This is a genomic window from Tenacibaculum holothuriorum (genome assembly GCF_002120225.1).
Taxonomy (GTDB): domain Bacteria; phylum Bacteroidota; class Bacteroidia; order Flavobacteriales; family Flavobacteriaceae; genus Polaribacter; species Polaribacter holothuriorum.
Map to the genome: position 1 here is coordinate 352,005 of NZ_LAPZ01000001.1, position 14,632 is coordinate 366,636.

13 protein-coding genes are annotated in these 14,632 nt (G+C 31.0%); 8 read left to right on the forward strand and 5 right to left on the reverse strand.

Annotated elements, in window-relative coordinates; translation table 11 throughout:
- Nucleotides 1-9: 9 nt before the first annotated feature.
- Nucleotides 10-2,454 carry a replication restart helicase PriA gene (gene priA, locus WH52_RS01730; protein ID WP_158091348.1) on the reverse strand — a complete coding sequence of 815 codons (2,445 nt, stop codon included), beginning with the start codon at nucleotides 2,452-2,454 and terminating at the stop codon, nucleotides 10-12.
- Between the two features lie 68 nt (nucleotides 2,455-2,522).
- Between priA and WH52_RS01735 the strand changes: the two genes are divergently transcribed.
- Complete coding sequence (locus tag WH52_RS01735) at nucleotides 2,523-3,392, forward strand: alpha/beta fold hydrolase (protein WP_086029193.1); 870 nt, start codon at nucleotides 2,523-2,525, stop codon at nucleotides 3,390-3,392.
- Nucleotides 3,393-3,536: 144 nt separating this feature from the next.
- Nucleotides 3,537-3,884, forward strand: a complete 348-nt coding sequence (locus WH52_RS01740; RefSeq protein WP_086029194.1) for a hypothetical protein — start codon at nucleotides 3,537-3,539, stop codon at nucleotides 3,882-3,884.
- A gap of 40 nt (nucleotides 3,885-3,924) precedes the next feature.
- Here the strand turns inward: WH52_RS01740 and WH52_RS01745 are convergent, their stop codons facing one another.
- Nucleotides 3,925-4,491 (reverse strand): TlpA family protein disulfide reductase, encoded by a 567-nt coding sequence (locus WH52_RS01745; RefSeq protein WP_086029195.1) that lies wholly within the window; start codon nucleotides 4,489-4,491, stop codon nucleotides 3,925-3,927.
- 179 nt (nucleotides 4,492-4,670) lie between these two features.
- Here WH52_RS01745 and gcvT point away from each other — a divergent pair, with 179 nt between their 5' ends.
- Entirely contained in the window at nucleotides 4,671-5,753 is a 1,083-nt protein-coding gene (gcvT, locus tag WH52_RS01750) for a glycine cleavage system aminomethyltransferase GcvT (protein WP_086029196.1), read from the forward strand.
- Between the two features lie 193 nt (nucleotides 5,754-5,946).
- Here gcvT and WH52_RS01755 read toward each other — a convergent pair whose 3' ends face one another.
- The gene (locus WH52_RS01755; RefSeq protein ID WP_086029197.1) at nucleotides 5,947-6,729 is read right to left on the reverse strand and encodes a hypothetical protein; all 783 of its coding nucleotides are present in this window, start codon (nucleotides 6,727-6,729) and stop codon (nucleotides 5,947-5,949) included.
- A 6-nt stretch (nucleotides 6,730-6,735) separates the two neighbouring features.
- Nucleotides 6,736-7,059 carry a hypothetical protein gene (locus WH52_RS01760; RefSeq protein ID WP_233131496.1) on the reverse strand — a complete coding sequence of 108 codons (324 nt, stop codon included), beginning with the start codon at nucleotides 7,057-7,059 and terminating at the stop codon, nucleotides 6,736-6,738.
- 92 nt (nucleotides 7,060-7,151) lie between these two features.
- On the opposite strand from WH52_RS01760, the gene WH52_RS01765 reads away from it, so the two are divergent.
- The 5 genes from WH52_RS01765 (at nucleotide 7,152) to WH52_RS01785 (ending at nucleotide 12,054) form a co-directional block, all read left to right on the forward strand.
- Nucleotides 7,152-7,775 (forward strand): NUDIX hydrolase, encoded by a 624-nt coding sequence (locus WH52_RS01765; protein ID WP_086029198.1) that lies wholly within the window; start codon nucleotides 7,152-7,154, stop codon nucleotides 7,773-7,775.
- Nucleotides 7,776-7,860: 85 nt separating this feature from the next.
- The gene (locus tag WH52_RS01770) at nucleotides 7,861-8,691 is read left to right on the forward strand and encodes a lysophospholipid acyltransferase family protein (RefSeq protein WP_086029199.1); all 831 of its coding nucleotides are present in this window, start codon (nucleotides 7,861-7,863) and stop codon (nucleotides 8,689-8,691) included.
- 15 nt (nucleotides 8,692-8,706) lie between these two features.
- The gene (locus WH52_RS01775) at nucleotides 8,707-9,798 is read left to right on the forward strand and encodes a M42 family metallopeptidase (RefSeq protein ID WP_086029200.1); all 1,092 of its coding nucleotides are present in this window, start codon (nucleotides 8,707-8,709) and stop codon (nucleotides 9,796-9,798) included.
- Between the two features lie 38 nt (nucleotides 9,799-9,836).
- A complete protein-coding gene (locus tag WH52_RS01780; RefSeq protein WP_086029201.1) occupies nucleotides 9,837-10,376 on the forward strand; it encodes an NUDIX hydrolase in 540 nt (179 codons plus the stop codon).
- A gap of 67 nt (nucleotides 10,377-10,443) precedes the next feature.
- A complete protein-coding gene (locus WH52_RS01785) occupies nucleotides 10,444-12,054 on the forward strand; it encodes a class I SAM-dependent methyltransferase (RefSeq protein WP_086029202.1) in 1,611 nt (536 codons plus the stop codon).
- Nucleotides 12,055-12,106: 52 nt separating this feature from the next.
- Here the strand turns inward: WH52_RS01785 and WH52_RS01790 are convergent, their stop codons facing one another.
- Nucleotides 12,107-14,626, reverse strand: coding sequence for a PIG-L family deacetylase (locus tag WH52_RS01790; RefSeq protein WP_086029203.1), 2,520 nt, complete (start codon nucleotides 14,624-14,626; stop codon nucleotides 12,107-12,109).
- Nucleotides 14,627-14,632 lie beyond the last annotated feature (6 nt).

The window sequence follows — 14,632 nt, forward strand, 5'->3', positions numbered from 1 at the left end:
CTCTATATTTTAATACGCATCTACATCAATTATAAATCGTATCGCTCTAAAATCTTTTACAGCTTCAAACGAATTTTTAATTTTTTGCAATTGCTTTTTGGTTTTATCTAAAGATTGTTTGGGTGGTATTTTTATAATCAGGTTTTTAATATACTGATTTCTAATTCTGGACACAGCAGGAGCTGTTGGTCCTAAAACATTTTCTCTAAAAACATTTTGTAAAGCTTGGGCTAACCAATTTACTCCCATATCTACTCGGTTATAATCTTTATGCTTTAGTGTAATTTTGATTAATCGATAATAAGGCGGATAATGAAACTGCCAACGATCTTGCAGTTGTTCTTTATACATTTCCTCATAATTATTAATCGATACTTGTTGTAATATTTGGTGATACGGATTATAGGTTTGGATAGCTACATTTCCTTGTTTTTTTGATCTTCCTGCTCTCCCCGACACTTGAACCATTAACTGAAAAGCTCTTTCGTGTGCTCTAAAATCAGGAAAATTTAGCATGCTATCGGCATTTAAAATTCCTACTAAAGATACATTTTCAAAATCTAATCCTTTTGAAAGCATTTGAGTTCCGACCAAAATATCAATTTCTTGGGCTTCAAAAGCTCCAATAATTTTTTGATATCCGTATTTTCCTCGAGTAGTATCTAAGTCCATTCTACCAATAGAATGATTCGGAAACAATTCTTTAAGCTCCAATTCTATTTGCTCTGTACCAAAACCTTTGGTATCTAAAGTAGCGCTTCCACAAGCACCACAAGAACTAGGCATTGCTCTTTGGTAATGGCAATAATGACAACGTAATTCTTTTCTGAATTTATGATAGGTTAAACTCACATCGCAATTAGGACATTGAGGTGAGACACCACAAGTAGTACATTCTACCACTGGAGAGAAACCTCTCCTATTTTGAAATAAAATTACCTGCTCTTTCTCGTCTAAAGCTTCTTGAATCATTTTTAATAAACGATCAGAAAAATGACCATTCATTAGTTTTTTCTTATACTTTTCCTTGATATCAATCAATTCAATTTTTGGTAATTGAATGTTTCCGAAGCGTCTTTTCAATTCAACAAAACCATATTTATTTTGTTTTGCATTAAAACAACTTTCTAACGATGGTGTGGCAGAACCTAATAACACATGTGCTCTGTGTTGATGTCCTAAAACAACCGCCGCATCCCGTGCATTATATCTTGGTGAAGGTTCAAACTGCTTGTATGAACTTTCGTGTTCTTCATCAACAACAATAAGCCCTAAATTAGAAAATGGTAAAAACACCGAAGATCGAGCTCCTAAAATAATTTGTGCTTTTGATTTGTTTTCTAAAACATTATTCCAAACCTCTACACGTTCGTTAATGGAATATTTTGAATGAAATACCGAAATCTGATTCCCAAAAAAGTTTTGTAATCGGGTTATAATTTGCGTTGTTAAAGCAATTTCTGGTAGTAAAAACAATACTTGTTTTCCGTTTGCTAATACTTCTTTTATGAGTTTTACATAAATTTCAGTCTTTCCAGAACCGGTAACTCCATGTAATAACGTAACAGCTTTAGTTTTGAACGATTCTTTAATAGAATTGAAAGCTTCTTCTTGAGCTTCACTCAGCTCTTTTATTGAATTGGTTTCTCCTAAAAAGTTAATTCTATCGGTTTGAATATGATAAAATTCAAAGATATTTTTATCTACCAAAGCTTTAATTACTGCTGAAGAAACTCCTGATTTCTCTTCTAAATCCTTAGCCTTAATTGGCTTTTTAGAAGATGCTAATTGAAAATAATGTAATAATACTTCTTTCTGTTTCTTAGCTCTTGAAACTAATTCTAAAAGCGATTGGAGTTCATTTTCACCAGCATAATCAGCATGTAAACGCACATACTTTATCAATTTTGGTTTATAGGTTTCGTAAATCTCCTCTTTAATATAAACAACACTTTTTTCTATTAAAGAATTAATTACTGGCAATACCGTTTTTTTACCCAAAATATCAACTATTTGATGAATGGTCAATTGCGATTGATATTGTAATGCTTCAAAAATTAAAAACTCTTGGTCTGAAAGTATCGATTCATCAATAGAAGCTTCGTTTTTATAAATAACCGTTTCACTTTCTAATAAAAAAGCTGAAGGTAATGCAGCTCTATACACATCTCCCAAAGAACACATATAATAACTTGCTACCCATTGCCAATGTTTTAACTGCTGCTCATTCACAATGGGTTTTTCATCTAAAATTTGATGAATCTCTTTTGCTTCATACAACTCAGGTGCTTGCTGATGAATAGCAAAAACTAATGCAGTATAAATTTTTGATTTACCAAAAGAAACTGCTACACGCATTCCTTTTTGTAAAAAATCAGCCTCTTCTTTTGTTACCGAATAAGTAAACGTTTTTTGAAGTGGTATAGGTAATATGACGTCTATAAAATGGATAATAATATTCTTTAGAAGAAATCAAAACTAAGTAAAATTCCCTACATTGTAAAACAGAAAACACTTAATATATGACTTCACAAGAGTGGAAAGAAAAAGGAAACTTTATTACCATTAATAATAGAACTGTTTTTGTTGTTGATGAAGGAAACCATGAAGAAACATTAGTCATTCTCCATGGCTACCCTACTTCCTCTTACGATTATTACAAAGTGTTACCAGAACTCGTAAAACATTATCGGGTAATTATTCATGATCATATTGGTTTTGGATTTTCAGACAAACCTTTAAACTATTCTTATTCGTTAATTGAGCAAGCTGATGTTACTATTCAATTATGGAGACATCTACAATTGAAAAAAGTAACCTTACTCGCTCACGATTACGGAACAAGTGTAGCTACCGAAATTATAGCTCGACACAACAAAGAACTAATCGATATAGAAATAGGCCAACTAATCCTTTGCAACGGAAGTATGCATATTGAATTGGCTAAGCTTAGAACAATTCAAAAGCTTTTAAAGAATAAGATTACAGGAAAATGGGTTGGTAAACTTGCTAATCAATTTATTTTCAATAGAAATATTCGAAAAATATATTTTGACAAGAGTAAAGTCACTCAGCAAGAACTAGACGAAATGTGGTTTCAAATTAACAACAATAATGGTAGATCTGTTATTCATTTATTAAGTAACTATATTAATGAGCGATACTTTTTTTGGCATCGTTGGATTGGTGCTTTAAAAGAAACTACAATTCCTACGAGTATAATTTGGGCAACTCACGACCCTATAGCTGTTAAGGCAATTGCTATGCAACTTTCAAAAGAAATACCTAATAATAAATTGTACTGGTTAGAAAATTCTGGTCATTTCCCTATGCTCGAAAATCCAAAAAATTGGAGTTCTTCAGTGCTACAATCTCAAAATAAGATTAACTAAATGTAAATACAATTCATTTTTTACGCCAAAAATTCTTAAAGTCTGTTAATTCTCGTTAAGCTTTTATTAAATCGTGTTAAAGGCTGAAACATTTTATCATAAGCAAGAGTCTATTAGATAACTTAAACCTATAAAACTCTAATTATGAAATCTTTAAAAACGATTGTAAGTATTCTTTTAGTAAGTGTATTTACTGTTGGTAGCACAATGGCTAACAACCCAAATCCAATTGAATCTAAAAAGATTCTAAGATCTGAAATTGTTTCACTTATTGGTGACAACATTCCTTTAGAAATCAACAAAGAAGTTAATGCAGAAATTACTTTTGTATTAAACAAGAACAACGAAGTTGTTATTGTATCTGTAGATTCTCATCACGAAAATTTAGACGCTTTTATTAAAAACAGGCTTAATTACAAAAAGCTTTTTACTAAAACAGCTAAAAAAGGTGAAGTGTATAGATTCAATTTAAAAGTACAAAAACCGTCTTAAAAGCAATTAATTTTGGTTGATTGGAGTCCGTTTAAACAAATTAGTTTACTCGGACTTCTTCTTTTAGTGAACTATCTAAAAGCACTCTTACTTTATCACTATTCCAATTAGCAGCGCCTTTTTTACTCATAACAATGCTACCTTCTTTATTTATAATAAAAGTAGCTGGAATAGAACTACTACTCAACTCTTTCGGCGGATTTGACAAATTATTATATGTAGGAAAATCATATTCATTTTCTCTGTAAAACTTGTTTATTACTGGCCACTTTTCATTAGAAACGAATATAAAAACTACCTTGTCTTTATAATCTTTATGTAACTTCTTAATACTAGGCATTTCAGCCACACAAGGCGGACACCAAGTAGCCCAAAAATTTACGAAAACTACTTTATTTTTAAGTTCATTAAAATTGACTGCCTCTGTTGTATTCAATCCTTCTAAACTCCAATTGTAATTATTTAGTTTTTGTTGCTTATTTTTCTCTATGATAGAAGGTGCAAACGAAATAAGTCTTATAAACTGAATTTTAGTTGGTGGATATATTAATAAGCCTATAATTATTAAAAAGATGAGATTAGATATTTGTCTTTTACTGAGTTTCATTCTTTAAATTTAAACCTTATACTATTTACTAATGCGAGTCTCTATAATATATATCGAAATAAGTTATAATACCTTACCAAAATACTATTTAAAAAAGGTAAAATATAAAACAAATTAGCATAAAATATTTCTCATTTTTTCAATACTTTAGCAACACTTTTAACAAACAACAATACGTAATGAAAAATACTGCATTATCGCATATACATGAAGCTTTAGGAGCAAAAATGGTTCCTTTTGCAGGTTATAACATGCCTGTACAATACGAAGGTGTAACTATAGAACACGAAACTGTAAGAAAAGGAGTTGGTGTTTTTGATGTAAGTCATATGGGAGAGTTTTTCTTAAAAGGAGAAAAAGCTTTAGACTTAATTCAAAAGATTAGTTCTAACGATGCTTCAAAATTAGTTCCTGGTAAAGCTCAATACAGTTGTATGCCAAATGCTGAAGGTGGAATTGTAGATGATTTAATTATTTACATGATTGCTGAAAACGAATATATGTTAGTCGTTAATGCATCTAACATTGAAAAAGATTGGAACTGGATTAAATCTCACAATTCTTTTGGTGTAGAAATGGAAGATCGCTCAGAAGATTGGTCTTTATTAGCTATTCAAGGTCCAAAAGCTGCTGAAGCTATGCAATCATTAACTTCGGTAGATCTATCTACTATTAAATTTTATACTTTTGAAATTACCGATTTTGCAGGAATTCCTAATGTTGTAGTTTCTGCTACAGGGTATACAGGTTCTGGTGGATTTGAAGTATATGTTAAAAATGAAGATGTAGAACAACTTTGGAAAAAAGTTTTCGAAGCTGGTGCTGATTGGGGAATTAAACCAATTGGTTTAGCTGCTCGTGATACACTTCGTTTAGAAATGGGATATTGTTTATATGGTAATGATATTGACGATACTACTTCTCCTTTAGAAGCAGGTTTAGGTTGGATTACTAAATTCACCAAAGATTTTGTTAATGCAGAAGCCTTAAAAGCTCAAAAAGAAGCGGGAATTACCAAAAAATTAGTTGCTTTTGAATTAACCGAACGTGGTATTCCTCGTAAAGACTATGATATTGTAAATGCAGATGGCGACAAAATTGGTCGTGTAACATCAGGAACTATGAGCCCTTCTTTAGGTAAAGGAATTGGTTTAGGGTATGTTCCTAAAGAAGTTTCAAAAGTAGATTCAGAAATTTTTATTCAAGTGCGTAAAAAGCAAATTCCTGCTAAAGTGGTAAAACTTCCATTTTACAAAGGATAACAGTATAAAAAAGCAGCTTTCTACGAAAGCTGCTTTTCATTTCCCCTTATTTTTTTAACCCCTAAAAGTTAAACTCAATTTTTATTGAGCACTATAAAGATTTAATTTTTATTTTATTCTTTTAGATAAAAAGTCTTGAGCGTTCCTATTTTATACTCAAGCGTTTGAATTTAAAACTTCACTTTCTTTTACTTTAAAGACCATAGCTTATTCCTTTTTTCCAAAAAAATAAAATCTTTGATTGATTCTTTTCAAAAAAATCACTTCTCATCTTATCTCCAAAGTTTTGCCAATTTTTACTTTCATTAGTATTTTTAATAATAAAACTATCTACCACTTCTCCTAAACTTTGAACTATTTTTATACTATTTATCGAACGATCACTATTAAATTTTATTAAATATATCCCAAAGTCATTTTCAAACTTACTTTGTAAACTTTTAAATTTTTCTCTTTTTTGAAAAGTTATTCCACCACCACGTATCGGATTCATCTTTTTTAGAGACAAACTATTCAAAACGTCAGATTTTAAAGCAAAATCAATTACTTTTAAATATCTTTTAAAATCATTTCTATACTTTTTTGCTCTTTTTTCTGAAGTTCTTTTGATATAATTACTTGGTTCAAAATTTTTGGATGGATTACAATAATTAATTATTTGATCTCCATTTTTATCTTTAGATGTAAAAAACAACCAATCATCTCCTTCGTAAAAAAATGGTTTATTACAATCTGAATAATTAAAATCTTTTACTACTAAAATAGTTTTAGATGGATTTCCTTTATAAATTTTTCCTACTTTGATTTTTAACTTCTGTTTGTAACCATCTACTTTTTCAATCCTTTCAACTTTCCCTATATAAACATCAGGAAAATTCAAATAAGCATCTACAGGATTTTCAATTGCACATATACAACTACAAGAAAATGCTTGATAACTAAAAAGAATTAAAATAATCGAAATTATTGATTTCATACATTTTTAAACTTCAATCGTTTTTTTAGGCTCGTTAGCTTCTTTTCCTTTAAACACATAAGTATATAACCACATAAGTGTAAAAGTTGGTATAACATCTAACCCTGGCATTGCTTCTTCTATAAATGTTATCGCTGCCGCAATTTTACCTTTATTTCCTTTGTATAATTTAGTCATTAAATATGCAGATGCTGGTGCCCAAATCACGTCAAACAACTCCCCTATTCCAGGAATTAAAAAAGTGGCGTATCCCACAGCATCAAAGAGTAAACTCAAAGCTAATTTTTTGTATTTGTCATTCATGTTTTTTCCGTTTTTTGATATTTCCATTAGCTCTTAATCAAATTTTAAGCCAAATTCAATATTAATTTTATCTAAATACAGTATGTTTGTTTCAAACATCTTAAAGTTAGTTTATTTCAATGGATTTTAAAACTTTTATAAGCAAAATACCTTCATTACAAAGTAAAGCTCTAAACGGATTGGATGCTCAATTTAAATTTGCTCCTAAAATGCGTTTGCAGTATAATGAAGAAAAAATAAAAGCTCAAAACCCAAGAAGAGCAGCTGTATTGGCTTTCTTTTATCCAGATGAAGAACATAACACACGCTTTTTATTAACACAAAGAGCAAGTTATAACGGTACACATTCTGCCCAAATTAGTTTTCCTGGAGGCAAGTATGATGAAGTTGACAACAACTTGCAAGAAACCGCTTTGAGAGAAGCTTTTGAAGAGGTTTCTATTCTTAATGAAACAGTAAAAATTGTTAGAGAAATTACAGATGTTTACATACCTCCGAGTAATTTTTTGGCAACCCCTTTTATAGGATATTCAAATAGTAAACCCAACTTTATTCCTAATGAAGAAGTTGCTGAAATTATCGAAGTAAAATTAGAAGACTTACTTAATGATAACAACATTACTACCATTAATATCACAACATCTTACGCAAAAAACTTAGAGGTACCTTGCTTTAAACTAAACGATTATATTGTTTGGGGTGCTACAGCAATGATGTTAAGTGAAATAAGAGAATTATTTTAATCTTTGTTTTCGTAACTTAGCATTTCGTTTTATCTTAACAGGTAAACAAACCCCTTAAATTAAAAACTATTAAAACTAATTAAGAATGCCTTTATTTAAAAGGAATCCTTTCGGACACATACTATTTATAAAACGTTTTTTAATACAAACACTTGGGTTAATTTCTCATGGTAGGTATCGTAAATTTAACGATCTTCAAATTGAAGGAATGGAAACTTTAAGAAACTTACCTGATAAGAATGTGTTATTCATTTCAAATCATCAAACTTATTTTGCAGATGTAGCTGCTATGTTTCATGTGTTTAACGCTGCTTTAAAAGGGCGAGATAATCACATTAGAAATATTGGTTACCTATGGAAACCAAAACTAAACATTTATTACGTAGCTGCTGGTGAAACAATGCGCTCAGGTTTATTACCAAAAATCTTTGCTTACGTAGGTTCAGTTTCTGTAGAAAGAACATGGAGAAGTGCTGGTAAAGATGTAAAAAGACAAGTAAAAATGTCTGATATTTCGAATATTGGTAAAGCCCTAGATGATGGTTGGGTAATTACCTTTCCACAAGGTACAACTACTCCATTTAAACCTATTAGACGTGGTACAGCTCACATTATAAAAACCTTTAAACCTGTTGTAGTTCCTATAGTTATTGATGGGTTTAGACGTTCTTTTGATAAAAAAGGATTGATGATAAAAAAACGTAACGTACTTCAATCTATGGTGATAAAAGAACCATTAGAAATTGATTACGAAAATGAAGATGTGGCAAGTATTGTAGAAAAAATTGAATATGCTATCGAACAACATTCTTCTTTCTTAAAAGTGTTAACCCCAGAACAGATTAAAGAAGAACAAGAATATCGTGAAAGAAGGCGTTTTTGGGGACCTGAACCTATAACTGAGGAAGAAGAATAATTAACATAAAATATTATGGCTGAAAAAAAATCTATACTAAACAAAAAGTCGTTAGACTTCTTAGAAAAATATTTAAATAATGCTGCTCCTACCGGTTATGAATGGGAAGGACAAAAAATTTGGATGGACTATCTTAAACCTTATGTAGATGAATTTATTACAGATACATACGGTTCTGCAGTTGGTGTAATTAATCCAGACGCTCCATACAAAGTAGTTATTGAAGGACATGCTGATGAAATTTCGTGGTATGTGAATTATATTTCAGACAACGGATTAATCTATGTAATTCGTAACGGAGGAAGCGACCATCAGATAGCCCCAAGTAAAGTAGTAAACATTCACACTAAAAACGGAATTGTAAAAGGTGTATTTGGTTGGCCAGCAATTCATACACGTAACAGAGCTAAAGAAGAAGCACCTAAACCAGATAATATTTTTATTGATGTCGGTTGTTCAACAAAAGAAGAAGTTGAAAAATTAGGAGTTCATGTTGGTTGTGTAATCACCTATCCAGATGAGTTTCATGTTTTAAATGAAAACAAGTTTGTTTGTCGCGCATTAGACAATCGTATGGGAGGATTTATGATTGCCGAAGTTGCTCGTTTATTACACGAAAATGGCAAAAAATTACCTTTCGGACTATATGTTACTAACTCTGTACAAGAAGAAATTGGTTTACGTGGTGCTGAAATGATTACCGAGACCATTAAACCTAATGTAGCTATCGTTACCGATGTAACTCACGATACCACTACTCCAATGATTGATAAGAAAAAAGAAGGTCATTTAGAGTTAGGTAAAGGTCCTGTGGTGGCTTATGCTCCTGCAGTACAACAAAAATTACGTGATCTAATTATTGATGCTGCAGAAGAGAATGAAATTCCATTCCAACGTTCAGCATTATCTAGAGCTACAGGAACTGATACCGATGCTTTTGCTTATAGTAACGGTGGAGTTGCCTCTGCATTAATATCATTACCACTACGCTATATGCACACTACAGTTGAAATGGTTCACAGAGAAGATGTAGAAAACGTAATTAAAATGATTTACGAAAGTTTATTAAAAATTGAAAACGGAGAAGATTTCTCTTATTTTAAATAATATTTAGAATCCCGCTTTTTGCGGGATTTTTATTTCTTATGGATGAACTAATAGATATTCTCGATGAAAACGGAAATTATACTGGTAAAAGTTCTTTAAAATCAGTAGCTCATAAAAAAGGATACTTCCATCCTACTGTTCATATTTGGTTGTATACAAAAAAGCATCAAATTTTATTACAAAAAAGAGCACTCACTAAAAAAGTCTTTCCTGGTCTTTGGGATATTTCTGTTGCTGGTCATATTGCAGCTGGAGAAAATATTGAAAATGCAGCTATTAGAGAAATTGCTGAAGAAATCGGATTTACAATTTCCCAAAAAGAATTACAGAAAATTGGCACAAGAAAACATATGATTAATCATCCAAATGGAATTATAGATAATGAGTTTCATCATGTTTTTATTGCCGAATTAACCATTCCTATAAAAAAATTAAAAATACAAAAAGAAGAAGTAGACGAGTTAAAATTATTTGATCTCAATACCTTAATCAATACAAAAAACTTAGAAAATGTGTTGCTTCCTCAGTATCACGATTATTATTCTTTTGTTTATTATTCAATTTTAGAAAATCTATAGTTTATCATATTTAAAAAAGCTAAAACTTTTAATATTAATTACTTATATTTAAGATTAAAAGTTCTACATGCTAACCAAACAACAAAAAACATTACTAAGAAGCCAATTATTTCGTCATTTAGACGGTATTGTTACTTGTCCTTCGGCTTACGTCTTATATGAAAAAGGAATTACAGATTATCTATTAGAACATACATCAGTAACTTTATCAGAAATAGCAACTCAATTCAATGCTAATGATGGTTATTTAAATGTAGCGTTAAGAACTTTATGCTCTCAAGGCTGGTTAACTCAAATTGTAGACAATACTAAAAACACTGTTGTTTTTGAGCTTAATGAAAAATCAGCAAGTGCTTTTTCTTATTTTCATTTGTACAAAGAAGCTTTTGAATTATTACAATTTTCTGAAGAGTATAGTTCTAGAAAATTCGAAAAACCTCCTTTTTTAAAATTAGAAAGTCTGTATCTAAATTTCAAAAATAAATTCGGAATTACTGCCAGTGAAAACAATGCAATTCTAAACCAAATTCTAGCGCATATTGAAGGAATTATTGTAGGGCCTACCATCGTACTTTTAGGTATGAGTGGTATGTTTCATCAATATTTTATGCAAACAAAATTTACCGCAGAAGAATTTCATAAAGATGCTGAAACTTTTAGTCGATTATTAAACATATTATCAGAATTACAATGGTTTGAAAAAAGCAATGATTCTTATGAATTTACTGATAAAGGGCTCTTTTTTGCAAGACGAGCTAGTGCATACGGAGTTACTGTTTCTTACATTCCAACCTTAAGAAAGCTAGACAAACTCATTTTTGGAAATCCAACTATGTTTGATACTCCGAGTATTCATAACGAAGAAATTCATGTGGATAGAGAAATGAATGTTTGGGGAAGTGGCGGTGCTCATGCAGCCTATTTTAGAGTGATTGATGAAATAATCATCGAATTATTTAACAAACCTATTCACGAACAGCCTAAAGGTATTTTAGATGTAGGCTGTGGTAACGGTGCTTTTTTAAAACATCTTTTCAATGTGATTGAAAATCAAACCAATCGAGGAAAAGTTTTGGAAGATTATCCTCTATTATTGATTGGTGTAGATTATAATGAAGCTGCTTTAAAAATTACTAGAAAAAACCTAGTGCAAGCAGATATTTGGGCTAAAGTTATTTGGGGAGATATTGGGAACCCAAAAGCGATGTCTGAAGACTTGCAAAACAAATATGGAATCAACTTATCGGATTTGTTAAATGTAAGAACATTTTTAGATCATAATAGAATTTGGCAACCACCAACTATTAATGGAAATATCCCGATAACAACTTCTACAGGAGCTTATGCCTATAAAGGAAAACGCTTAAATAACAACTTAGTTATTGAATCTTTAAAACAACATTTTAAAAATTGGGTTCCTTATATTAATAAATTTGGCTTGTTACTCATAGAATTACACACATCAAAGCCCGAATTAGTTTCAGAAAATATGGGAAAAACTGCTGCTACTGCCTACGATGCAACTCATGGATATTCAGATCAATATATTATAGAATTGGATGAGTACATGAAAACTATGGAAGAAATCGGATTAGTTTCTAATCAAAATACTTTTAAAAAGTTTCCAAATTCAGAATTAGCTACAGTTTCTGTAAATCTTTTTAAGTCTAAAAAATAAAGCCTTAAAGATTAAAATCTTTAAGGCTTTTAGATATGATAATATTTTTGAATTAAAGCTTCATTTTTTCTTTAGACTCTTTCTTCTCTTTACCTATAGATAACATATTTGAGAATAATTTGTAAGCTCCAGGAACTCCAGCAGGCAATTCTCTAAAGAAACTTAATCCAGTATAAATATAGTTTCCTTTACCATATTTGGCAATCAGTAAACTTCCTTCTTTAGGAGATTCTCCTTTGTCATTCATCGATAATATTGGTGTAAATTCTTTTGCCCATTGATTAGGAAAATACAATCCACGTTCTTGAACCCAACCTTCAAAATCTTTGTTTGATATTTTATTTGGATAATTTAGCACCGAATGATCTTTAGCTAACATCGTTACATTTGCATGCTCATCTGTAACTCTATCTCTCGATAACTTTAAATTAAATGGAGCTTTTACATCTACTCTTCTATTGGTGTTGTACTGTACAATTAAATTACCTCCATTTTTCACAAAATCTAATAAATACTTTTGTTTAAACTGTAATTCTGGTAAAGTATTATACGCTCTAATACCAACCACAACTGCATCGAAATCTTCTAAGTTTTTATCGTTTATATTTTTCGGATCAATCTCAATAACGCTATACCCTATCTGTCGTAAACTTTCTGGGACAGCATCACCAGAACCTTGAATATACGCAATCTTTTTTCCTACTTTTTGAATATCTAAACGTACAACTTTAGCTGCTGAAGGCATTAAAACTGATTGCTTAGGAATATGATTGTAATTAATTTCTATCAATTCTCTATCAAACTTTTTTCCATTTACAGTTGCAACTGCTTCAATAGTTCCTTCTGATTGATTTTTAGACGGGCTCAACATAAAATCTACTAACTGAATATCTCCTTTTTGCTCAATAGAAAAAGATGCTTCTTTTGGAGATACATTCCATCCATCAGGAATATTTAATGCAATTGTTCCGTTAGTATTCTTAGCTCCTGCTTTAACTTCAACAATTACTTTTTGCGATTGTTCGTTAGAGAAAATTAATACTTTATGAAGTAATTTTGTTGTTACTTTCGGCAGAATTTCAAAAGGCTCGTAAATTTCTCCTTTATCTCTTTTTGAATATCTATGTACTACTGGAATGATAAATGAAATAGCTTCATTATCAATCATTAAATCGTATTGAACTTGAATTGGTCTCGGAGTTTCTGGTTTCCCAATCAATCCCAATTCTTTTACCTTGTACATACCTAAACTCGATTTTTCATTCAGCCAATAAGGTGAAGAATATTCTAAATTTCCTACCGACAACGTTTCTTTGAAATTTTGCTTCTTGTTTGGTAATAAATCTAACTCTTTTTTAATTTTTTGTTGCTCTGGTAAAAACGTAATTGAACTTAATTCTATAGATTGATTGCTTCTATTCAGCGCTTCAAAAGAAACCGTTACGTTACTATTTGGTGTAGTGCTAGAGGTACTTGCCGAAGCTTCTAAATACAAACCGCTACAAGCTAAAATAATATCTTTAATTTCTTTTGTTTTGATTTTTTTCCAATGTTGGTCTTCTAATTTCTGAATCTTTCCATATGCTTTTATCAATGCAGGAAGATGTTTTGACGGATTTACAAAATCGAAATTCTTTTCAACTTCATATAAAATATCACCTATTTCTCCTCCTCCTTTTACACGATTCCATGTGGTATTGATTCCTGAGAAAAGATCTTTTTTATCCTTCGGAAAATCTCCTTTTAAAAATTCCACCCATTCAGTTTGACTTCCACGAGTAGTTAAACGACCAAATCCTTGGCATAAATGCTGGCTACTTGCAATAGAAGCTAGTTCGTTATTTGACAACCCTTTTAAAGGATAGTACACTCCTACATCAACATTCAACATTTTGCTCTTATCTGCTTTTGCAAAGTTTTCTCTACTTCCGTAGAACCACCAAGAAGTATTAAAAAACAATCTGTTGGGTTGCCATACAGATGTTTTATTAAGTTGATTTGGATATTTTGTTTTATCTCCTGCTAAATCGAAAGCCTCAACACTTAACATGGCTGATGAAGTATGGTGACCATGCGTAGTTCCTGGAGTTCTATGATTAAAACGATTGATGATTACATCAGGTTTAAAAGTTCTAATTGCCCAAACTACATCGGCTAGCACTTTATCTTTATCCCAAATTTTTAAAGTTTCATCTGGGTGCTTAGAATATCCAAAATCATTGGCTCTACTAAAACGTTGCTCGCCTCCATCAACTCCTCTTGCCGCTAACAATTCTTGCGTACGAATAACTCCTAATAACTCACGAATTTCCGGACCAATTAAGTTTTGCCCTCCATCACCTCTTGTTAATGATAAATAAGCTGTTCTTGCTTTTTCATGATTCGCCAAATAAGCAATTAAACGTGTGTTTTCATCATCAGGGTGCGCTGCTATATACAATGCTGATCCTAAAAAATTAAGCTTTTGTACTTTTTCAAAAATTTGATTTGACGTTAACTTTTGAGGTTTTTGAGCATTCATATTCGTAACAACTAACAATAGTGTTACAACAGATAAGATTCGTTTACGCATTCTTAA

What these genes read in the sequence shown, in the direction of transcription:
- WH52_RS01790 (WP_086029203.1), bottom strand. Translation starts at nt 14,626, where the DNA reads ATGCGTAAACGAATCTTATCTGTTGTAACACTATTGTTAGTTGTTACG.
- WH52_RS01785 (WP_086029202.1), top strand. Translation starts at nt 10,444, where the DNA reads ATGCTAACCAAACAACAAAAAACATTACTAAGAAGCCAATTATTTCGT.
- WH52_RS01770 (WP_086029199.1), top strand. Translation starts at nt 7,861, where the DNA reads ATGCCTTTATTTAAAAGGAATCCTTTCGGACACATACTATTTATAAAA.
- WH52_RS01760 (WP_233131496.1), bottom strand. Translation starts at nt 7,059, where the DNA reads ATGGAAATATCAAAAAACGGAAAAAACATGAATGACAAATACAAAAAA.
- WH52_RS01735 (WP_086029193.1), top strand. Translation starts at nt 2,523, where the DNA reads ATGACTTCACAAGAGTGGAAAGAAAAAGGAAACTTTATTACCATTAAT.
- WH52_RS01740 (WP_086029194.1), top strand. Translation starts at nt 3,537, where the DNA reads ATGAAATCTTTAAAAACGATTGTAAGTATTCTTTTAGTAAGTGTATTT.
- WH52_RS01755 (WP_086029197.1), bottom strand. Translation starts at nt 6,729, where the DNA reads ATGAAATCAATAATTTCGATTATTTTAATTCTTTTTAGTTATCAAGCA.
- gcvT (WP_086029196.1), top strand. Translation starts at nt 4,671, where the DNA reads ATGAAAAATACTGCATTATCGCATATACATGAAGCTTTAGGAGCAAAA.
- WH52_RS01775 (WP_086029200.1), top strand. Translation starts at nt 8,707, where the DNA reads ATGGCTGAAAAAAAATCTATACTAAACAAAAAGTCGTTAGACTTCTTA.
- WH52_RS01780 (WP_086029201.1), top strand. Translation starts at nt 9,837, where the DNA reads ATGGATGAACTAATAGATATTCTCGATGAAAACGGAAATTATACTGGT.
- WH52_RS01745 (WP_086029195.1), bottom strand. Translation starts at nt 4,491, where the DNA reads ATGAAACTCAGTAAAAGACAAATATCTAATCTCATCTTTTTAATAATT.
- WH52_RS01765 (WP_086029198.1), top strand. Translation starts at nt 7,152, where the DNA reads ATGGATTTTAAAACTTTTATAAGCAAAATACCTTCATTACAAAGTAAA.